General features: G+C 74.1%; 17 protein-coding genes. 7 read left to right on the top strand and 10 right to left on the bottom strand.

Annotation, left to right across the window (positions count from 1 at the left end; translation table 11 throughout):
* Window positions 1-65: 65 nt before the first annotated feature.
* Genes AB0C33_RS12020 through def form a run of 3 tightly spaced genes read right to left on the bottom strand, consistent with a single transcriptional unit; the run spans window position 66 to window position 2,665 of the window.
* Window positions 66-1,478 carry an aminotransferase class V-fold PLP-dependent enzyme gene (locus tag AB0C33_RS12020; protein WP_358286412.1) on the bottom strand — a complete coding sequence of 471 codons (1,413 nt, stop codon included), beginning with the start codon at window positions 1,476-1,478 and terminating at the stop codon, window positions 66-68.
* A complete protein-coding gene (locus AB0C33_RS12025) occupies window positions 1,471-2,091 on the bottom strand; it encodes an XRE family transcriptional regulator (RefSeq protein ID WP_358286414.1) in 621 nt (206 codons plus the stop codon). The genes AB0C33_RS12020 and AB0C33_RS12025 overlap by 8 nt, the downstream gene beginning before the upstream one ends.
* Before the next feature lie 7 nt (window positions 2,092-2,098).
* Window positions 2,099-2,665 (bottom strand): peptide deformylase, encoded by a 567-nt coding sequence (def, locus tag AB0C33_RS12030; protein WP_358286416.1) that lies wholly within the window; start codon window positions 2,663-2,665, stop codon window positions 2,099-2,101.
* 124 nt (window positions 2,666-2,789) lie between these two features.
* On the opposite strand from def, the gene AB0C33_RS12035 reads away from it, so the two are divergent.
* Window positions 2,790-3,584, top strand: coding sequence for a methyltransferase domain-containing protein (locus AB0C33_RS12035; RefSeq protein ID WP_358286418.1), 795 nt, complete (start codon window positions 2,790-2,792; stop codon window positions 3,582-3,584).
* Between the two features lie 112 nt (window positions 3,585-3,696).
* On the opposite strand, the gene AB0C33_RS12040 is transcribed toward AB0C33_RS12035, so the two are convergent.
* Complete coding sequence (locus AB0C33_RS12040; RefSeq protein WP_358286420.1) at window positions 3,697-4,212, bottom strand: hypothetical protein; 516 nt, start codon at window positions 4,210-4,212, stop codon at window positions 3,697-3,699.
* Window positions 4,213-4,401: 189 nt separating this feature from the next.
* Entirely contained in the window at window positions 4,402-5,403 is a 1,002-nt protein-coding gene (locus AB0C33_RS12045) for a hypothetical protein (RefSeq protein WP_358286422.1), read from the bottom strand.
* Window positions 5,404-5,656: 253 nt separating this feature from the next.
* On the opposite strand from AB0C33_RS12045, the gene AB0C33_RS12050 reads away from it, so the two are divergent.
* Window positions 5,657-6,592 carry a GNAT family N-acetyltransferase gene (locus tag AB0C33_RS12050; protein WP_358286424.1) on the top strand — a complete coding sequence of 312 codons (936 nt, stop codon included), beginning with the start codon at window positions 5,657-5,659 and terminating at the stop codon, window positions 6,590-6,592.
* 33 nt (window positions 6,593-6,625) lie between these two features.
* Here the strand turns inward: AB0C33_RS12050 and AB0C33_RS12055 are convergent, their stop codons facing one another.
* A complete protein-coding gene (locus tag AB0C33_RS12055; protein WP_358286426.1) occupies window positions 6,626-7,405 on the bottom strand; it encodes a nucleotidyltransferase domain-containing protein in 780 nt (259 codons plus the stop codon).
* Window positions 7,402-8,040, bottom strand: coding sequence for a nucleotidyltransferase domain-containing protein (locus AB0C33_RS12060; protein WP_358286428.1), 639 nt, complete (start codon window positions 8,038-8,040; stop codon window positions 7,402-7,404). Before AB0C33_RS12060 ends, AB0C33_RS12055 begins: the two co-directional genes overlap by 4 nt.
* Window positions 8,041-8,097: 57 nt before the next feature.
* Between AB0C33_RS12060 and AB0C33_RS12065 the strand changes: the two genes are divergently transcribed.
* Both AB0C33_RS12065 and AB0C33_RS12070 read left to right on the top strand, forming a co-directional pair.
* Window positions 8,098-9,963, top strand: coding sequence for a propionyl-CoA synthetase (locus tag AB0C33_RS12065; protein WP_358286430.1), 1,866 nt, complete (start codon window positions 8,098-8,100; stop codon window positions 9,961-9,963).
* Between the two features lie 76 nt (window positions 9,964-10,039).
* The gene (locus tag AB0C33_RS12070; RefSeq protein ID WP_358286432.1) at window positions 10,040-12,856 is read left to right on the top strand and encodes a hypothetical protein; all 2,817 of its coding nucleotides are present in this window, start codon (window positions 10,040-10,042) and stop codon (window positions 12,854-12,856) included.
* A gap of 66 nt (window positions 12,857-12,922) precedes the next feature.
* Here AB0C33_RS12070 and AB0C33_RS12075 read toward each other — a convergent pair whose 3' ends face one another.
* Complete coding sequence (locus AB0C33_RS12075; protein WP_358286433.1) at window positions 12,923-14,062, bottom strand: HAMP domain-containing sensor histidine kinase; 1,140 nt, start codon at window positions 14,060-14,062, stop codon at window positions 12,923-12,925.
* Window positions 14,059-14,715 carry a response regulator transcription factor gene (locus AB0C33_RS12080; RefSeq protein WP_352325242.1) on the bottom strand — a complete coding sequence of 219 codons (657 nt, stop codon included), beginning with the start codon at window positions 14,713-14,715 and terminating at the stop codon, window positions 14,059-14,061. The genes AB0C33_RS12075 and AB0C33_RS12080 overlap by 4 nt, the downstream gene beginning before the upstream one ends.
* Window positions 14,716-14,870: 155 nt before the next feature.
* On the opposite strand from AB0C33_RS12080, the gene AB0C33_RS12085 reads away from it, so the two are divergent.
* The 3 genes from AB0C33_RS12085 (at window position 14,871) to AB0C33_RS12095 (ending at window position 18,259) form a co-directional block, all read left to right on the top strand.
* The gene (locus AB0C33_RS12085) at window positions 14,871-16,361 is read left to right on the top strand and encodes a hypothetical protein (protein ID WP_358286435.1); all 1,491 of its coding nucleotides are present in this window, start codon (window positions 14,871-14,873) and stop codon (window positions 16,359-16,361) included.
* Between the two features lie 49 nt (window positions 16,362-16,410).
* On the top strand, window positions 16,411-17,298 hold the full coding sequence (locus tag AB0C33_RS12090; protein WP_358286437.1) for a hypothetical protein: 888 nt from the start codon (window positions 16,411-16,413) through the stop codon (window positions 17,296-17,298).
* Between the two features lie 61 nt (window positions 17,299-17,359).
* The gene (locus AB0C33_RS12095) at window positions 17,360-18,259 is read left to right on the top strand and encodes a hypothetical protein (RefSeq protein WP_358286439.1); all 900 of its coding nucleotides are present in this window, start codon (window positions 17,360-17,362) and stop codon (window positions 18,257-18,259) included.
* Here the strand turns inward: AB0C33_RS12095 and AB0C33_RS12100 are convergent.
* On the bottom strand, window positions 18,229-19,494 hold the full coding sequence (locus AB0C33_RS12100; protein ID WP_358286441.1) for a UDP-N-acetylglucosamine--N-acetylmuramyl-(pentapeptide) pyrophosphoryl-undecaprenol N-acetylglucosamine transferase: 1,266 nt from the start codon (window positions 19,492-19,494) through the stop codon (window positions 18,229-18,231). The two genes, AB0C33_RS12095 and AB0C33_RS12100, sit on opposite strands and share 31 nt — an antisense overlap.
* Window positions 19,495-19,586: the final 92 nt, after the last annotated feature.

A 19,586-nucleotide genomic window follows, 5' to 3' on the forward strand; every position in this document is an offset into this window, starting at 1 on the left:
TTGTCGGATCCCGGCGTCCGGCCATGCGTGTCCGGTACGTCCGCGGAGAAGCCCTTTACCGGGCCTCAGAGCGTCTTCGCCGCCAGGCGGATCTCCTCCAGCAGGATCGCCAGGTCGTCCTCGGTGGTGTCGGGATGCAGGAAGCAGGCCCGCAGCGCGTCCCGGCCACCCAGGCGGGTGCCGGTGAGGAAGGCGTTGCCGCGAGCCTGGACCGCGTCCGGCAGGGCCCGGTTGAGCGCGTCGAGCCCGCCGGGTCCGGCCGTCGCGGGCGTGTGGCGGAAGGCCGTGATGGAGGTGGCGACCGGCGCGAGCAGCTCGAAGTCCGGGGCCTGCTCGACCATGGCGGCCAGCGTGCGCGCCAGGCCGCCGGTGTGCTCGACCAGGCGCGTGACGCCCTCCCTGCCCAGGTACGACAGCGTCGCCCAGGTCTTCAGCGCCCGGAACGGACGGGTCTGCTCGGGCCCGTACTCGGCGAACCAGCCCAGGTCGTCGGCGTTGTCGTCGATCAGGTACGACGGCACCAGGCTGAAGGCGGCCCGCGCGGCGGCCGGGTCGCGCAGCAGCGCGCAGCCGCAGCCGACCGGGACGCCGAGCCACTTGTGCGGGTCCAGGGCCAGCGAGTCGGCCCGGTCCAGCCCCGCGTAGGCGGGCGCCGAGCGCGCGTCGAGCACGCCGAGCGCGCCGTAGGCGCCGTCCACGTGGAACCACAGTCCGTGCTCGGCGGCCACGTCGGCGATGGCGTCGAGCGGATCGACCGCGCCGGAGTTGACGGTGCCCGCGCTGCCCGCCACGCAGAACGGCCGCAGGCCCGCCGCCAGGTCGTCGGCGATCATCGTGCGCAGCGCGCCGACGTCCATGCGGAAGGAGGCGTCCACCGGCACCTTGCGGACGTTCCGGGCGCCGAGGCCGAGCAGCTGGGCCGCCTTGTGCAGGCAGCTGTGGCCCTCCTCGGTGACATACATGATCATGGGCGGGCGGCCGTGCAGGCCCTCCTCGCGGGCGTCCCAGCCGTCGGCGAGCGCGGCGTGCTGCCGGGCCGTGGCCAGGCAGACGATCGTGGCCATCGACGCGCCGCTGGTCAGCAGGCCGCCGCCGGGCGGGTGGGGGAAGCCGACCAGCTCGGCCAGCCAGCGCACCACCGTACGCTCCAGCAGCGGGCCCGCGTGGTCGCCGCCCGCGCAGCTCGGGTTGAGCGCGGCGGCCAGCGGCTCGACGAGCACGCCGGCGGGGGAGGGCGGCGAGTTCACCCAGCCGAAGAAGCGCGGATGCCCGTTGCCCATCGGGTACGGCAGCACATGGGCGCCCACGTCGTCGAGCAGCGCGTCGAGCGGACGCCCGGTGTCGGGCAGCGGCAGCTCGCCCAGCCAGGCGCGCTCGGCGGCGGGCACCGGCCGCCACACCGGCCCGGCCGGGACGCCCTCCAGATGGGCGGCCGCGATCTCGGCCGCCCTGACGCCGGCGCGGCGCAGCTCATCCATGCGGGGATTCCCTCCAGGTCTCGTGGTGGCCGCCGCCACTCAGCTCCATGGCCAGGTAGAAGACGCAGTCGGCGGCCCCGTCGTTGGCGAAGGCGTGGCGGTGGTCGCCGGGGTAGGCGGCCGAGTCGCCGGCCGCCAGCTCGTACGGCCGGTCGTCGATCGTCAGGCGCAGCGTGCCGCGCTCGACGGCCAGGTACTCGCGCGAGCCCGGGGCGTGCGGGGCGAACTCGCCCGCGTCCACGCCGGGGCCGATCGTGGTCCGCATGAACTCGAACTCCACGTCGGCCAGCACCGGCGACAACACCCGCCGTTCCCAGCCGGACGGGTCGCGCAGCACCCGCTGCCGGTCGTGCCGCAGCACGCGCACGTCCTCGCGCGCCGGTTCGTCGAGCAGCCGGGAGATCGACGTGCCGAGGGCCGTGGCCAGCCGGTCGAGCACCAGCACGGTCGGCGACTTCGCGCCGCGCTCGACGTCGGAGACCATGCTCCGGCTGATGCCGCTCAGCTCGGCCAGACGCTCGACGGACAACCCGCGCCCGCGCCGCTCGGCGCGGATGCGCCCGCCCAGCTCGGCCAGGGACAGCCCGCTGGACAGTACGCCTTCACCTTGCATTCCTCCACTATAGCGGAGAAATATCCGCTTTAGCGGCCATGGTCTGCTCGTAGGCTGCCAACACCTGCTTGCGGCGTTTGGCCGGCAGGCGGTCGATGTACAGGTAGCCGTCGAGGTGGTCGGTCTCGTGCTGGAGGCAGCGGGCCAGCAGGCCGGTGCCCTCGACCGTGACCGGCCTGCCCTCGGCGTCGAAGCCGTGGACGGTGGCGTGGTCGGGCCGGGGGAGCGGGGCGAACTGGCCGGGCACCGACAGGCAGCCCTCGTCATCGGGGTCGAGGCGGCGCTCGCCGAGGCCGGGGAGCTCCAGGGCCGGGTTGACCACGACGCCCTTGTGGCCGACGCCCTCGGCGTCGGGGCAGTCGTAGACGAACACGCGCAGCGGCACGCCGATCTGGTTGGCGGCCAGGCCCACGCCCTCGGCCGCGTACATGCTCGCGAACATGTCGTCGACCAGCGCCGCCAGCTCGCCGTCGAACCGGGTGACCGGCTCGCACGGATTGTGCAGCACCGGATCGCCCACGTGCACGATCGGCCGGACCTCTCCCACGACCACGCCTTCCTTTTGCCGGGACATTGCCGCGACCAGTCTACGAGCGACGCCGGACGCGCGACGCCGTCTCAAATAGAAAGACGCATCCTCTCGATAGATGAGACTCGCGCTAGGGTCGGAGCACACATCGTCGTGAAGGAGTCTTTCGATGGACGCCGTCTACACCCATGGGCACCACGAGTCCGTCCTGCGCTCGCACCGGTGGCGCACGGCGGCGAACTCGGCCGCCTACCTGCTGCCGCACCTGCGGCCCGCGATGAAGGTCCTCGACGTGGGCAGCGGGCCCGGCACGATCACCGCGGACCTGGCCGCGCTGGTGGCCCACGTGACGGCGTCGGAGGTGACCGAGGACGCGCTGGCGCTGGCCAGGGCCGAGATCGGCGCGCGCGGGCTGGGCAACGTGGACTTCGCCGTCGCCGACGCGCACGCGCTCGACTTCCCCGACGACACCTTCTGCCTGGTCCACGCCCACCAGGTGCTCCAGCACGTGGGCGACCCGGTGCGGGCGCTGCGCGAGATGCGCCGGGTGACCAAGCCCGGCGGGTACGTCGCGGCCAGGGACAGCGACTACTCGGCCTTCGCCTGGTACCCGCGCCTGCCCGCGCTGGACGACTGGATGGCCCTCTACCAGCGCCTCGCCCGCGCGAACGGCGGCGAGCCGGACGCCGGGCGGCGCCTGCTGTCCTGGGCCCGCGCCGCCGGCTTCCAGGAGGTCACCGCCACCTCCTCCACCTGGTGCTTCGCCACCCCCGAGGACCGCGCGTGGTGGGGCGGCATGTGGGCCGACCGCGTCCGGCGGTCGGCGCTGGCCGAGCAGGCGCTCGCCACGGGCGCGGCCACCGAGTCCGACCTGGAGCGCATGGCCGCCGGCTGGCGGGAATGGGCCGCCGCAGACGACGCCTGGCTCTCCGTCCTGCACGGCGAGATCCTCTGCCGCCCCTGACCCGCCGGGCGGGTGGCGGGCCGCTTCTGACCTACCGGGTGGGTGGCGGGGCGCTCCACGCCCGCCGGGCGGGTGGCGGGCTGCTTCTGATCTGCCGGGCGGGTGGTGTGGGTCAGAGGCCGAGGGTGCGGGTGCGCTGCCACTGGGGGTCGCGGTAGAGCACCTGGTCGGTGCCCAGCAGCTCGTCGGGGGCCGACAGCATGGCGACCTCGCCCGCCGCCTGGAGCTGGAGCAGCAGGTCGCGCACCCGCGGCCCCACCGGCAGCCGCCCGGCGGGCAGCCCGAACCCGGCCCGCACCGTGTCGGCGATCTCCGACAGATGGAACGGCCCGTCGAACCCCGCCACGATGCCGCGCACCACGGTCATCGTGATCAGCTCCTCGGCCTCGGTGTGGGCGAGCTGCCAGGTGATCTGCTCCTTGCGGCCTCCGGTCGCCGCGCAGACCGTGCACCCGCGCGTCAGGTCGGGGGCCAGCTGCTCCACCGCCGAGCCGAGACACGCCGAGCACCGGCCGTTCTCGGCGGCGTGCAGCTCGGCCGCCATCCGCCCGGCCAGCACCGCGCCGCAGTCGCAGCCGAAGCCGTCGCCCAGGATGCCGCTCTGCGGGGAGATCGTATGCTTCGTCATCAAGCCGACTTTACCGGCCCCGCCCGCCGCGCCTGCGGCCCCGCCCGCCGCACCCGCGGGCCTGCGTCCCCGCAGCCGTGCCTGGCAGTCCGGTCCCCGCAGAGCCGTGACCCCGCAGTTCCGCACCCGCAGAGCCGTGTCCTCGCAGTCCCGTCCCCGCAGAGCCGTGCCTCCCGCAGGCGTGTCCCGTCAGGTGCGGATGTCGGCGAGGCCGCGCAGGCGGCGCAGGGCCTTGCGGGCCGCGGCCGTGACGCGCTCGTCCGGGTGGTGGTCGATGACGACCCGCAGGACCCGTCCCGTCCACGGGTGGTCGCCGAAGGCGAGGATCGCGATCGTGCCCGCCTGCTCCTCCGCGTCCATCCCCATGGCGATCGAGTCGATCACCTCTCCCGCCTCGCCGCCGCCGAACTCCAGCAACGCCGCCGCCATGTCCACCAGCACCCAGGCGATCTCGTCGGGGGTGGGCCGCCGTTCCTCGCGGCCCGCCCTGGCCGCGACCACCGCGCCCAGCCGGGGCTCCTCCAGCAGGCCGCGCAGCGCCCGGCGGCCCTCCTCGCCGAGGCCCGACTCCAGCAGCTCCACGCCGACCGCCCGGCTCAGCGGGCTCACCCCCGCCAGCGCCCCGGCGATCTCGGCGGCGGCCCGCTCGCGGTCGCGGCCGGCCAGCCAGCCCGCAAGCTCCTCGCTCCGCTCGGCCTCGGGGTAGGAGCGCAGGCCGTGCAGCAGCGTGGCGGCGTCGGCGCCGGCCAGCGTCCCCATGACGGGGATCTCCTGCCCGGCGGTCTCGGCGATGATCAGCCGCGCCACCCACAGCCCGAGCCAGCTCAGCGTGTACGGCTCCGCCTGCCGCACCAGCCCCAGGTCGGTCAGCGCCTGGGGCACCCGCCCGGCGACCGGCTCCCTGGACAGGAACATGCGGATGAGCTCCAGCAGCAGCCGCTCGTCGGCGGCCAGCCGCGTCCGGCACACCCGCGCCCACGCCTCCAGCACCCGCGCGTCACCGGCACGCTCGTCTCCTTCCTCGGCCTGCGAGGCGTCGGACAGGGCGGCCTGCGGGCCGTCGGGCGGGTCGAGCAGGGCCTTCAGCTCGCCCGCGAGCGGCGCGGCACGGACCGCGGAGGCCAGGGTGGCGGCGTCGGGGAGCCGGATCGGCGGTTGCAGCGGCAGCGTGTCGTCGTCGTAGGACCTCACGGAGCCCATCCTGTCCTCATCCCTGTCCTCATCGTCGGCCGGATCGGAATCGTCCCGCCGGATCGCGAAACGCCGGAAACTGGACGCGGTCCAGCGTACTCACGTCGTCCTCCGGCCACGAGGGGAAGATCACGTCCGGGAAAACGGCGGGCAGGCGACGGCAAGCTGGGCTAGAGTGCTGCGAAATGTCGGGAGAAGGGAGGCACTGAGATGTTTGGCAGTGTAAGTGTGATTTTCATTTCTCGGAGGAACTGTGCTTTTCCGTCCCGCGGCCGAGGCTGACCTCGACCGCCTGCTCGGCTGCGTCGTCGACGAATCCATCAGCTGGGCCCATCCCGACCGGCTGCTCTCCTTCCTGGAGAGCCGCAACTACCGCTACGACCGCATCTGGCTCGCCGAGGAGAACGGCGAGATCCTGGCCCGCGCCGTCTGGTGGGGCTTCGCCGGCGAGGAGCGACCGCTCGCCCTCGACTGCGTCTACGTCCACCCCTCGGTCGAGGACCGTGTGGGGCTGGCCGCCGAGCTGCTGCGCCACGCGCACGCCGCGTTCGGCCGGACGCCGGAGTACCACGTCTTCGTCTCCAACGGCTGGCGCGAGGACCCGAAGGCGTCGGCGGCCATCGCCTGGCGCTGGGAGGCCGCCGGCCGTGCCGGGCTGACCGAGGAGCTGGAACGCCTGCGCTACGCCTGGACGCCCGGCTCGCCGGTGCCCGAGCCGTCCGACCGGCTGGTCTTCCGCGGCGATGACGACGACGAGGTGTTCGTGGACGCCTTCCGCCAGGTCGCCGAGGGCACCCTCGACTTCCACACCCGCCAGGCCCTGATGACCATGGACCCCGTGGAACAGGCCCGCGAGGACGTCCGCGACAACCGCTCGATGCGGGGCGAGCGGTCCTGGTGGCGGCTGGCCCACGACAAGAGCGGCGACCTGGTCGGCGTCGCGCTGCCCTCCGCCAACGACGCCGGGCCCGTGGTCGGCTACCTCGGCGTGGTGCCCGCGCACCGCGGCCGCGGCTACGTCGACGAGCTGCTCGGCGAGATCACCCGCTTCCACGCCGAGCGCGGCGTGCCGGGCATCATGGCCGACACCGACGCGGGCAACGTCCCGATGGCGCGGGCGTTCGAACGCGCCGGGTACGAGAACGTCTCGGTCCGGCTCGTCCTGTCGGCCGACCCCGGCGCCGCCTGACGCCCTGTCCCGTCCCTGACCGGCCGCACCCCGTCAGGGACGGGACGCCAGGCGCGCCCGCACGGCCAGGTCGTGCAGGGCGTCGTCCGCGGTGGCCCGCTCGGGCAGCGCCGAGCCCTCGCGCGCCGCCTCCAGCGCGGCCGTCATCCGCGCCACGTCCTCGGCCACGCCCGCCACCTGCGGCGCCGCGCCGTGCTCGGCCTCCCGCTTGGCCGCCACCAGCTCCGGCAGGTACGGCGGCCCGTACGGCAGCAGCCGCGTCAGGTCGGCCTCCAGCTCCCCGGTGCGCATGAGGTGGGTGCCCGTCGCCAGCACGCGGAAGGTGTACAGCAGCGGCTTCAGCTCGCCCGTACGCCCGAACAACCGCCACTGCGTACGCGCGAACCCCAGGTAGTGGTGGGCGTGGTGCCGCGTCACGCACCCGGCCGCCAGCGCCACCAGCTCCTCGTGCACCGGCGAGGACGTCACCACCAGCGGCGACAGGAGCTGTTCGAGCACGTAGCCGTTGCGGCCGAGCAGCAGGCGGCAGAACTTGACCAGGTCGTGCGTGACCAGGTCCACCTCGACGCCCTCGCGCGTCCACGTCCGGTCCAGCGTCTGCGGCCCGGTGCGCAGCCCGGCCACCTCCTCGACCGGCAGCACGTGCACGCCGCGCAGGTCCACGTCGGAGTCCACGGACGGGAACCCGTACAGATGGGCGCCGCTCACCGTGGCGAACGCCACCGGGTACGGCTGCTCGCCGGGGACCTCAGGCAGCCACGACGGCAGCCCGGACGGCAGCCCGGACGGCAGCCCGGACGGCAGCGTGTTCACAGGTGCTCCTTCCGCACGCCCACCAGGAAGTCCTCCACGCGTTCGCGGTCCGGCCGCTCCGGCAGGACACAGGGCGCGGCGGCCAGCTCCGCCGCCAGCGCGGCCCGCCAGGCGTCCACCTCGGCCCACGGGACCTCGCCGCGCCGGACCGCCAGCAGCCGTTCGCGGTGCGTCCCGACATCGACCAGCGGCTCGCCGTGCCGCATCAGGTGCAGGCCGCTGAGCAGCAGCCGCAGCATGTGCATGGCCTGCTTCCACTTGGGCGCCGCGGGGTCGAGCCGCCGGAACTGGTCGACGGCGTACCCGGCGAACGTCTGCCGCGCCCGCCGCGACACGAACGCCCCGCGCAGCTCGCGCAGCCGCCGCCCGGCCGGGGTCTCCACCTCCACGATCGGCGACCACAGGCACTCCAGCACCGTCGGGTTGGCCTCCAGCGCCAGCACGCAGAAGCGCTCCACCTCCCACGAGAACTGCTCGGGCAGCGGCCCGTCGCGGTGCGTGGGCGGCTTGGACAGCCGCCAGAAGTCCGCGGTGGGGGCCACGAACACGCCGCGCCGGTCGGTGTCGGACGCCGCGGTCTCCAGCCCGTACGCCCGCGAGCCGGTCACGACGGACAGGATGAGATCGTCATTCATCCGGACACCCTCCCACGGGGCTTGCGTTCGGGGGCCGGCGGCTGGTCTGATCGAAAAGTGGGCGGCTATGACGAGGCTTACCGGCGGAGCATCCAGCGCCCGGAGGAGTTCTGGGCGCAGGCGGCGCGCGACATCGACTGGGACGTCGCGCCCGCCGTCGTCAGCGACGGGAGCCGGTGGTTCCCCGACGGACGGCTCAACACCTGCCACAACGCGCTCGACCGGCACGTCGCGGCCGGCCGCGGCGAGCAGGCGGCGCTGATCCACGACAGCCCGGTCACCGGCGCCGTCCGCACGATCACCTACGCCGAGCTGCTCGACGAGGTGGCGCGGACGGCGGGCATGCTGAAGGCGCTCGGCGTGACGGCCGGCGACACCGTCGTGATCTACATGCCGATGGTGCCCGAGGCGGTCGTCGCGATGCTGGCCTGCGCGCGGCTCGGCGCGGTGCACTCGGTGGTGTTCGGCGGCTTCGCGGCCAGGGAGCTGGCCCTGCGCATCGAGCACGCCGAGCCCAAGGTGGTGCTCGCGGCCTCCTGCGGCATCGAGCCGGCCCGGGTCGTGGCCTACAAGCCGCTGCTCGACGCCGCCCTCGACCAGGCCGCCCACCGGCCCGCCCACTGCGTGATCCTGCAGCGCCCGCAGGGCCCCGCCGAGCTGACGCCGGGCCGCGACCTCGACTGGCACGAGTCCGTGCGCGCCGCCGAGCCCGCCGGGTGCGTCAGCGTGGCCGCCACCGACCCGCTCTACGTGCTCTACACCTCCGGCACCACCGGCCTGCCCAAGGGCGTGGTGCGCGACAACGGCGGCCACGCGGTCGCCCTGCGCTGGAGCATGACCAACGTCTACGGCGCCGCCCCCGGCGAGGTCTTCTGGGCCGCCTCCGACGTCGGCTGGGTCGTCGGCCACTCCTACATCGTCTACGCGCCGCTGCTGACCGGCTGCACGACCGTCCTGTACGAGGGCAAGCCCGTCGGCACGCCCGACCCCGGCGCGTTCTGGCGGGTGACCGCCCAGCACGGGGTGCGCACGCTGTTCACCGCGCCCACCGCGATCAGGGCCATCAAGAAGGAAGATCCCACCGGCAATTTCGCGAAAAAATGGGACCTGTCCGGGCTGCGGCATCTCTTCCTCGCCGGTGAGCGCCTCGACCCCGACACCTACCACTGGGCGAGCGACCTGCTCGGCGTCCCCGTCATCGACCACTGGTGGCAGACCGAGACCGGCTGGCCCGTCGCGGCCAACTGCGTCGGCATCGAGACCCTGCCGATCAAGCCGGGCTCGCCGACGAAACCCGTCCCCGGCTACGACGTGCGCGTGCTCGACGCCGAGGGCCGCGAGTGCCCACCCGGGGTGGAGGGCGCGGTCACCGTCCGGCTGCCGCTGCCGCCCGGCTGCCTGCCCACCCTCTACCGCGACGAGGAGCGCTTCCGGGCCTCCTACCTGTCCCGCTACCCCGGCCACTACCTGACCGGCGACGGCGGCCACATCGACGCCGACGGCTACCTCTACGTCATGGGCCGCATCGACGACGTGATCAACGTGGCCGGCCACCGCCTGTCCACGGGCGCGATGGAGGAGGTGATCGCCGCCCATCCCGACGTCGCCGAGTGCGCGGTGATCGGGGTGGCCGACGCGCTGAAGGGGCAGCTCCCGGTCGGGTTCGTGGTGCTCAAGTCCGGCTCCGACCGCGACCCGGCCGACGTCGAGCGCGAGCTGACCGCCCTGGTGCGCGAGCGCGTCGGGCCGGTCGCCGCCTTCCGCCGGGCCGTGGTGGTCGCCCGGCTGCCCAAGACGCGCTCGGGCAAGATCCTGCGCGCCACGATGCGCGACATCGCCGACGGCCGGCCGTACGCCACGCCGTCCACCATCGAGGACCCCGGCGTGCTGCCGGAGATCGCCGACGCGGTGAAAGGCCCATAGCGGAGCGGGCGTCCGGGCAGCGCCGGGGGCGCCTCCCGGCGCATGATGGGACCTCCCGGTCCCGGAGAGAAGGCTGATGATCGAGACCCCGAGTTACGCCGACGCCCTGAGGGTGCTCGGCTGCAAGGAGGGCAGGCTCGTCAAGGTGGTCGGCTTCGCCGCGGCCGCCGCCCGCACGGGGTGGGCGCTGGCCGGGGGCGGTCTGCTCACCATGGGCCTGGCCGACCTGCGTTCCGACGTCGTGCGCTACGGCGAGGAGGTCATCCGCAGGATGCCCGAGCTGAAGGGCGGCGTGGACCGTTACACCCGCACCCAGCGCCTGGCCGCCGCGCACGCCGTGATCGTCGTCTCGGCCTGGTTCGAGGCGCTGGGCGAGGCCAAGCTGCCCTTCACCCTGGAGCGGCTCGACCGGGCCGACAAGATCTCGCACGGCGTGCCCACCCCCGAGCGCTTCGCCCGCCTGGTGGCCGGTCTGCTCATGGAACGCCTGCCCACTCCCGAGCCGCACGTGCCCTTCGCCGAGACCCGCCAGGCCGTCGAACGCGCCCACCTGCGCATGTCGGAGGCGATGGCCGGGTTCGTCGGCGGCCTCAGCGTGTGGGACGAGCTGCCCGTCGACGACCAGCTCCTGTTACCCCGGATGCTGGCCGAGGGCCCGCCCGCGCACGCCCTGCGCATCTACGACGAGGACTTCCGCTCGCTGTCCCTGGACAGCCACGAGTTCGGCGTGCGCAGCCTGGTCACCGACCGCCAGACGCCGGGCACCGGCCTGTCGCGGGTGGCCTGGCTGCTGGCCGAGCTGGCCCCGCCGCGGGTCGGCGACCGTCCCATGATCCACCGGGTCAGGATGGCGGCGAACGCGCTCGACCGTCCCCTGCTGGCCGCCGGCAAGCTGCCCGAGGACGTCTCGCTCCCGCTGCTCGGCGAGGGCTACCTCAGCCCGCGCTGCCGGGTCGCCGAGCTGACCCGCGAGTCCGACCCCTCCTCCGTGGGCTGGTGGCGGGACCAGCGCCTGCTGCCCGACGCCGAGGCGTTCCTCGTCGGCCACCTCACCTCGCTGCGCGCCACCCAGGCGCCCCTGCTGGTGCTCGGCGAGCCCGGCGCGGGCAAGTCCAAGCTGACCGAGGTGCTCGGCGCCCGCCTGGCCAGGTCGGAGTTCCTGCCGATCAGGGTGGAGCTGCCGCGCGTCTCGCCGCGCGCGCCGGTCGCCGAGCAGATCGAGCAGGCCGTCGCCGCCGTGCTGGAGGAGGAGGTCGCCTACGCCGACCTGGTCGCCGCGGGCGACGGCGCGCTGCCGGTGATCCTGCTCGACGGTTTCGACGAGCTGCTGCAGGGCGGCGTCAACCGCTACGACTACCTCGGGCACCTGCAGGAGTTCCAGCGCCGCGAGGCCGCGCTGGGGCGGCCCGTCGTGGTGATCGTGACCAGTCGGACCGTGGTGGCCGACCGCATCAGGTTCCCCGACGGGCTGCTGGCGCTGCAGCTCCAGCCGTTCGAGGACGACCAGGTGCGCCAGTGGCTCGACATCTGGGACCAGGCCAACCGTGCCCTGCTGGCCCGGCGCGACCTGAAGCCCCTGCCCGCGGCGACCGCGCTGGCCCAGGGCGAGATGGCCCGGCAGCCGCTGCTCCTGCTGCTGCTCGCGCTCTACGACGCCGGCGGCAACGCCCTGCAGCGCGAGCACCGCCCGATCGGCCGCGCCCGCCTGTACGAGGTGCTGCTGCGCGACTTCACCGAGCGCGAGACCGCCACCCCGCAGCGGGTGGTGATCGACAGCGAGCTCGTCCTGCTCGGCACGGTCGCCCTTTCCATGCTCGCCCGCGGCCGGCAGGTCATCACCGAGGAGGACCTCGCCCGCGACCTGCCCGCCCTGTGCGAAGGCGGCGAGGACGAGCCCGACGAGCCGCGCCCGCCCGTCGACTGGGCCCGCCGGGCCACCGAGCGCTTCTTCTTCATCCGCCGCGACGGCCACTCCTTCCTCCACTCCACCTTCGGCGAGTTCCTGACGGCCTGGCTGACCGTGTACGCGCTGCGCGACCTCGACCGGCGCCGCCGCCTGGCCGGGGACGAGCCACTGGCCCTGGCCCAAAGCGTGGACGACGACCTGCTGTACGCGGTCACGTCGTTCTCCTGCCTGGCCGAGCGCGGCCCGACGGTCGGGTTCATCCTGGAGCTGCTGGACGAGGTGCCGGCGGCCGTACGCGCCCGGTGCGTGACCCACCTGGCCGGGCTGCTGCGCCGGTCCCTGTACGAGCGCCGCCGCCGCTGCTTCACCGGCTTCGAGCCGGTGCGCCATCCCGTCACCCGCCGCCTGGCCGCCTACTCGGCCAACCTGGCGCTGCTCATCGTGGCCGCCTCGCCGGAGCCCGTGCCCGTCTCGCACCTCCTGGGCGGGCCCGACCCGCTGGGCCGCTGGGCGTCCTTCGGCCACCTGTGGAAGGGCCAGCTCGGGCACGAGGGCTGGACGGGCCTGGTCAACGCCCTGTCGGCGCACCGCGTCGTCGGGCGGGGCCAGGAGGAGGTGATCCTCGGCGGCGGCGAGGGCACCGCCATGGGCGACGCGATCGTCGCCGCCGCCACCGGGCACGCGCCCCGCCACCGCAGGCTGCTCGACCTGCTGATGCTGGCCGTGGGGGAGGGGCGCGCGCTGCGCTTCCACGACCGGGTGGCCGTTCTGCGGGAGCTGGTGGAGACGGCGGCCGTGCGGTCCCCGGCGGTGCACCGGGCGCTGGGCGCGTTGTGGCGCGAGGACGGCGCGGACCACGCCGAGCTGCGCCCGCTGCTCGGCCTGGTGCTGGCCGACCCGACCGAGCGCGTGGCGACCTGGGAGCAACTGGTCAAGGCGGGCGTGCCGGAGGAGGAACTCTGGCAGATCCGCCAGGGCGGCGACTGATCCACCGTCGGCGGCACGCCGGATGTCAGGGCGCGGACCGGTCCACCCACGGCCCCGTGAGGGCCGTCAGGGCGCGGACCGGTCCACCGGCAGCTCCACGGTGATCGTCAGGCCGCCCTCGTCGCGCGGCCTGGCGGTGACCGTGCCCTCGTGGGCCTCGGCGATGACCCGCACGATCGACAGGCCGAGCCCGCTGCCCCGCTCCGAGCGCAGCCGGTCGCCGTGCAGCCGCCGGAACGGCTGGAAGATCGTCTCGATCTCGTACGGCGGCACGTGCAGCCCGGTGTTGGCCACCACCAGCTCGACCTGCTCGGCCCGCCGCCGCGTCGTCACCCACACCTCGCCCTTGGGCTGGTTGTGCCGGATCGCGTTCTCCACCAGGTTCTGCACCAGCCGCTCGACCAGCACCGCCTCGCCCGTCGTCGGCGCCGAGTCCAGCAGCCGGTGGATCGTCACGTCCCGCTCGGCCGCCTCCTCGCCGGCCTGGTCGAGCACGTGCTCGGCGACGTCGGTCAGGTCGAAGGGCCGCCGGTCCAGCACCGCCTGCTCGCCCTCGGCCAGAGCCAGCAGGCCGTCGATGAGGCGCTCGTGCCGGGCGTTGACCAGCAGCAGCGACTCGCCGAGCCGCTTGACGTCGTCGGTGGCGTCGGGGCGGCGGACGGCGACGTCCACCAGGGTGCGGTTGATCGTCAGCGGGGTGCGCAGCTCGTGCGAGGCGTTGGCGACGAACCGGCGCTGCCCGTCGAACGAGCGGGCCAGCCGGCCGAGCATGGTGTCGTAGATCTCGGTGAGCTCCTTGACCTCGTCGCGCGGGCCCTCGTAGGCGATGCGCTCGGTCAGGTCGTGGCTCTGGGCGACCCGGCGGGCGGTCTCGGTCACCGCCTTGACCGGCCGCAGCACCCAGCCCGCCGCCCGCCAGCCGACCCCGAACGCCCCGGCCGTGGCGGCCAGCACGATGAGCCCGCCCACCGTGCGCACGCCGCTCAGCGTCTCGCGCTGGTAGGCCGCGCGCACCCGCATCGCGTTGCGGTAGGCGGACTGGTAGGAGTCGCCGTAGGAGTACTCCCGGGGGAAGTCGGGCCTGATCAGGTCCGCCCGGAACTCCAGCTGCGACCGGACGACGAAGTACACCCCGGTCACCGTCAGGGCGCCGAGGAAGAGGAACACCCCGGCGCAGGCCAGGGCGAAACGCATGCGCACGGTCATGGGATGCGGTACCCCGATCCGGGGACGGTCTCGATCACCTGCGGCTCGCCGAGCTTCTTGCGCAGCTTCATCATCGTGGTCCGCACGGTGTTGGTGAACGGGTCGATGTGCTCGTCCCAGACCTTCTCCAGCAGGTCCTCGGCCGAGACCACCGCGCCCTGGGCGCGCAGCAGCTCGGCCAGCACGCCGAACTCCTTGCGGGCCAGCGGGACGTACACGCCGTCGCGGAACACCTGCCGGTGCGCCCAGTCCAGCCGCACGCCCGCCCGCTCCAGCATCGGCGGGTCGGCCCGGCGGGCGCGCCGCCCGAGCGCGTGCACCCGCGCCACCAGCTCCTCGAACGCGAACGGCTTGGGCAGGTAGTCGTCGGCCCCCAGCGACAACCCCGACACCCGCGAGCGCACGTCGCCGGACGCCGTCAGCATGAGCACCCTGACCAGCCGGTCCTGCTCCACCACCGTCCGGCACACCTCGTCGCCGTGCACCCCCGGCAGGTCCCTGTCGAGGATGAGCACGTCGTAGTCGTGCACGCCGAGCCGTTCCAGCGCCGCCTCCCCGTCATAGGCGACGTCCACGGCGAGCGCCTCGCCCCGTAACCCCTCGGCGATCGAGTCGGCGAGCATGCGCTCGTCCTCGGCGATCAAAACCCGCACTTGTAGCCCCCAAGAAGATCATAAATGCCGCAAGTCTGGACCAGACCGCATAACGCGGGCGTAACCAATTCCGGTGACGCTCAGGTTATCGGCGTCCCGCTGGACTGCCTCCCCTACGACCGGGGCCGGCCCGGTCGGCTACGGGGGAGAAGGTCATGGCAGCCACCCTGGCCGGGACGCGTCCGCTCGCGCCCGCCGCGCGCCGCCCGCGCGGCCACGGGCTGTTCGCCTGCGTGCTGGCGCTCGCCGCCGCGCTGCGCGTGCTGGTCATGCTCGGGTACGACACGGCGCAGCTCTACTGGTACGACTCCTTCACGTACCTGGACACCGCCGTGCACCTGCGGCCCCAGGCGGCCTTCCACCCCGCCGGGTACTCCTGGTTCCTGTGGGCCCTGCGGCCCTTCCACAGCGTGGAGCTGGTCGCCGGGCTGCAGCACGCCATGGGCCTGGGGATCGGCGTGATGATCTACGCGTTGCTGCGCCGCCGTTCGCTGCCCGGCCGGGGGGCCGCCCTGGCGACCGTGCCGGTGCTGTTCGACCCGGCCTTCCTCCGGCTGGAGCACGCCGTGCTGTCGGACCTCCAGGTCATCTTCCTGATCACCGCCGCGCTGGTGGTCCTGATGTGGCGGCACGCCCCCTCGGGCGCGCCGCGCGGCTGGCCCGGGGTGCCGTCGGCGCGGGCTGCGGCGGTGGCGGGGCTGCTGCTCGCGCTGGCCGGGCTGACCAGGACGGCCGCCGTGCCGCTGCTCGCCCTGGCGGCCGGCTGGCTGGTGCTGCGCCGCGCGCCGTGGCGGCGGGTGGCCGCGCTGCTGCTGGCCGGCGCCCTGCCACTGGCGGCCTACGCCGGCTGGTACGCCCAGCACCACGGCCGTTTCGCCCTCAGCGGCTCCGACGGCGTCGCCCTGTGGGCCAGGACCATGACCTTCGCCGACTGCTCAGTCATCAAGCCGCCGCCCGCCGAGGCCCGGCTCTGCCCGAACGGCACCGTCGCCGACGCCGCCTCGGAGTACGTCTGGGCCCCCGGCGCCTCGCTCAACCGGCTCCCGGGCGACCGGTTCGCCCACAACGACCTGGCCAGGTCGTTCGCCCTGCGCGCCATCGCCGCCCAGCCGCTGGACTACCTGCGCGAGGTGGCCCGCGACACCTCACTCGCCTTCACCTGGTCGCCGGTGCCCCACCCCCGGCGGATGAGCCCGTCCACCACCTTCCCCCGCGGCTCCTGGCCGCTGCCCGAGCAGCAGGCCCTCGTCGCGAAGGTGCGCTCGGAGTACGACCCCGGCATCCACGGCATGAGCTCCGTCGAGCCGTACGCCTCGATCCTGGCCGCCTACCCCTACCCCTGGTTCCTGCACGGCACGGTCTTCGGCGTGCTGCTCCTGGCCGGTGGCCTCGGCTCGGCCGGACGCCGGCGGGCCGCCCTGCTGCCGTGGGCGACGGCGGCCTTCCTGCTGCTGGCCCCGGTGGCGGCCCTCGACTTCGACCACCGGTACGTCCTGCCCGCCATCCCCTTCGCCTGCGTGTCCGCTGCTCTGACCGTCGCAGGGGCAGTGACGGGACCAGCGACGGGAAGAGCGACGGGGGCACGGACCAGGCGGTTTCCGGGCCTGACCTTTCGGAGGCTGACATCCTTGCGAAAAAATACGTAATATCCACTGCATCGCGAGCGTTGGGGGCGCCAAGGTGCCGGGACAGAGCGTGGGTGTGGTCGTCGATCCGGAGGTTCCTCCGGAGGTCGCGGGGATGCTGCGGGCCAACGCCGCGCTGCTGTCCAGGATCCGGTCGGGCTGGGTGCCGCCGGCCGACGCGCGTCCGGGCCGGTTCAGGAACGTCTCCAGCGTCGCCCTGCTGGCCGCCACGCCCGGGGTGGTCGCGCTCATGGCCGTGCTGCTGGCCCTGTCCCACCCGGCCGCCGGGTTCACGTTGTTGGGCACGTTCGTCTTCATCGTCCTGGTCAAGATCGCGTCGATCAGCGAGCTGCCCGAGCACGACGTGTCGCGCGACCGCGAGGTGTACGAGCGGGCCCGCCCGTACCGGGACCGCTACCTGCTGCCCGAGGACTTCGACCGGGACGCCGCGGACGTGCTGACCAGGGCGCAGCGGGCCATCGGTTCGGTGCTGCGCTCGCACGTCAACGCCGAGGGGCTGCTCGACGGCGCCCGCAACGCGCTCATGCTGCCCGCCCAGGAGTGGGAGATCGCCCGTCTGCTGGCCAAGCTGTCGGCCTTACGCGCCGAGCACGCCGCCCTGGTGTCCAGGGGCGTCGCCCCCGAGGTGGCCGCCGTGATCGAGCCGCTGGACAGGGCCCTGGCCACCAGCGAGGCCGCCATGATCGCCCGCGTCGAGGCCCTGGAACGTTACGCCGGGCACGTCGCCGAGGCCGAACGCGCCTACCACGCCCGCGGCCAGATCGAGGAGCTGCGCGCCCGCCTGCCGCGCTACGAGGAGCTGCTGGCCGAGACCGGCGCCGACGCGCTGGCCGTCCCGGAGATCGACCGGCTCGCCGAGGACGCCGATCACCTGGAGCAGGTGTTGCGGCGCAGCGTGCGGTCGGCCCACGAGGCGTTCCGGTACCTGGAGAGCTGACATGCCGGTGGCCGGGCGGAACCGCCCTCGCAGGAGGTGAATCCCCATCCGATCCGACATCATGGCCGACGTCATCGTCGATCCCGGCGTGCCGCCGGCCGACGCGCGGCTGCTCAGGGACAACCGGCGGCTGCTGCTCAGGACGCGCAGGGGCTGGGTCCCGGACGGCCCCGGCCTGCCCGCCGCGCCGTACTGGCGGCTCGGCGCGGTCTGCGGGGCGACCGTCTGCCTCGGCCTGCTGCTGGGCGCCGGAGGGCTCGGCCGCTCCCTGGGGCCGCTGTTGCTCGTGCTCCTCGCCATCCCGCTCATGATCGTGACGTTCGTCCGCACCGAGACGCCGGAGGGCGAGGAGGCCGAGCACGAACGCCGGGTGCACGCGCAGGCCGTCCGGCACGAGGGCCGGTACGTGCTCCTGGACGACCTCGACGAGTCCTCCCGCAGGCTGCTGCGCCGGGCCCAGCGGGCGGTCGCCACGGTCTCGCAGTCGCGGGTCAACCTCGAAGGGCTGCTGGACGACGTGCGCAACGCGGTGATGCTGCCCGCCCAGGAGTGGGAGATCGCCCGCCTGCTGGCCAAGCTGTCCGGCCTGCGCGCCCGGCACCGGCAGACCCTGTCGGGGGAGAGCGCGCCCGAGGTCGCGGCCGTGGCCGAACCCCTCACCAGGGCGCTGGACAGCAGCGAGCAGGCCGTCGTGGCCCGGGTGGAGGCGCTGGAGCGGTACGCCGCCAACGTGGCCGAGGCCGAACGCGCCTACCGGGCCCGGCAGCAGATCGCCGAGCTGCGCGCGCGGCTGCACGAGTACGAGGAGCTGGTCGCCGAGACCGGCGCGGGCGACGGCGCGATGGACGAGCTGACCCGCCTGACCGAGGACGCCGACCGCCTGGACCAGGCGCTGAGGCGGAGCGTCAGCTCCGCCCACGAGGCCTTCCGCTACCTGGAGCCGGGCCCCCCGGAACCCTGACCGCCCTGGACTCCGAAGCCCTGCCCCCCGAAGCCCTGACCGGCCTGACCGGCCTGGCCGCCCTGGCCGTGCGGCGCGGGGGAGCCGGCGGCGTGCGGCGGGTGGGTGCCGCCGTGGGCGGCCTCCAGGAGCAGGTCGCACAGGGCGTCGGCGGCGTCGAGGCGGCCCAGCTTGCCCGCCGCCTGCCCCATCGCCGCGCGCAGCCCTGGATCGGCCAGCATCGGCATCAGCTCGGCCAGCAGCTGCTCGGCCGTCGGCCGCGGCTCCAGCAGCGCCCGCGCGGCCCCCGCCGAGACCAGGTAGCCGGCGTTCTTGCGCTGCTCGTCGCCCCCGGTCGGGATCAGCGGGATCAGCAGCGACGGCTTGCCGATCGCGGTCAGCTCCGACACCGTGCCCGCGCCGCTGCGCGAGATCACCACGTCGGCCGCGGCGAACAGGTCGGGCAGCTCGGTCCCCACGTACGGCACCGGGTGGTAACGGTCGGCCAGGCCGGGCGGCACCTCCACCGCCCGCATCTGGTCGATCCAGGCCGGCCCGCACTGGTGGACGACCTGCGCGTGCGGCAACAACCGCGGCAGGATCTCGGCGATCAGCGTGTTGATCTGCTTGCTGCCCTGCGCCCCGCCCGTCACGTAGATCAGCGGCACCTCGAACGTCAGCCCGAACAGGTCGTAGGCCGCCGCCCGGTTGCCCTGCAGCAGCTCCGGCCGCACCGGGTTGCCGGTCACCACGGCCTTCGCCCGCGCCGACGGCGGCAGGTACTCCAGCGACGACTCGTGCGACAGCGCGATCCGGGTCGCCAGCCGGGCCAGGATGCGGTTGGCCAGGCCCACCACGGTCGTCTGCTCGTGCATGACCAGCGGGCGGCGGATCAGCTTGGCCGCCACGCCGATCGGCACCGCCACGTACCCGCCGGTGGACAGCACCACGTCGGGCAGGTAGCGGGCGGCGTGCCCCACCGCCTGGAACACCCCGACGGGGATGCGGAACACGTCGGCGATGTTGGTGCCGAGCTCCTTGAGGTTCGGACGGCGGCGCAGCTTGCCCGTGGTGATCGCCTTGAACGGGATGCCGTGCTCGGCCGTGATCCGGGCCTCCAGGCCGTTCTCCGTGCCCACCCACAGCACGTCGTGCGGCACCTGACGTCGCTGGACGGCCGACAGGGTCGTCAGGGCCGGATAGGTGTGACCGCCGGTGCCGCCGCCGGTGATCAGCAGTCGCAGGGTTCGTGACATGCGATCAGACTATGGCCGCGCGGCGGAAGCCCGTGTGCCCGGTCCGGCCGCCGGGCGTGTTCGACGCGCGCGCGGCGGCCCGGCGACGGCCG

The organism is Nonomuraea sp. NPDC048881 (assembly GCF_040649795.1).
Classification (GTDB): Bacteria; Actinomycetota; Actinomycetes; order Streptosporangiales; family Streptosporangiaceae; genus Nonomuraea.

Bases quoted from the DNA above. Each gene is read 5' to 3' on its own strand.
- AB0C33_RS12020 (WP_358286412.1), bottom strand. From the start codon at position 1,478: ATGGATGAGCTGCGCCGCGCCGGCGTCAGGGCGGCCGAGATCGCGGCC.
- AB0C33_RS12025 (WP_358286414.1), bottom strand. From the start codon at position 2,091: ATGCAAGGTGAAGGCGTACTGTCCAGCGGGCTGTCCCTGGCCGAGCTG.
- def (WP_358286416.1), bottom strand. From the start codon at position 2,665: ATGTCCCGGCAAAAGGAAGGCGTGGTCGTGGGAGAGGTCCGGCCGATC.
- AB0C33_RS12035 (WP_358286418.1), top strand. From the start codon at position 2,790: ATGGACGCCGTCTACACCCATGGGCACCACGAGTCCGTCCTGCGCTCG.
- AB0C33_RS12040 (WP_358286420.1), bottom strand. From the start codon at position 4,212: ATGACGAAGCATACGATCTCCCCGCAGAGCGGCATCCTGGGCGACGGC.
- AB0C33_RS12060 (WP_358286428.1), bottom strand. From the start codon at position 8,040: ATGAATGACGATCTCATCCTGTCCGTCGTGACCGGCTCGCGGGCGTAC.
- AB0C33_RS12070 (WP_358286432.1), top strand. From the start codon at position 10,040: ATGATCGAGACCCCGAGTTACGCCGACGCCCTGAGGGTGCTCGGCTGC.
- AB0C33_RS12075 (WP_358286433.1), bottom strand. From the start codon at position 14,062: ATGACCGTGCGCATGCGTTTCGCCCTGGCCTGCGCCGGGGTGTTCCTC.
- AB0C33_RS12085 (WP_358286435.1), top strand. From the start codon at position 14,871: ATGGCAGCCACCCTGGCCGGGACGCGTCCGCTCGCGCCCGCCGCGCGC.
- AB0C33_RS12095 (WP_358286439.1), top strand. From the start codon at position 17,360: ATGGCCGACGTCATCGTCGATCCCGGCGTGCCGCCGGCCGACGCGCGG.
- AB0C33_RS12100 (WP_358286441.1), bottom strand. From the start codon at position 19,494: ATGTCACGAACCCTGCGACTGCTGATCACCGGCGGCGGCACCGGCGGT.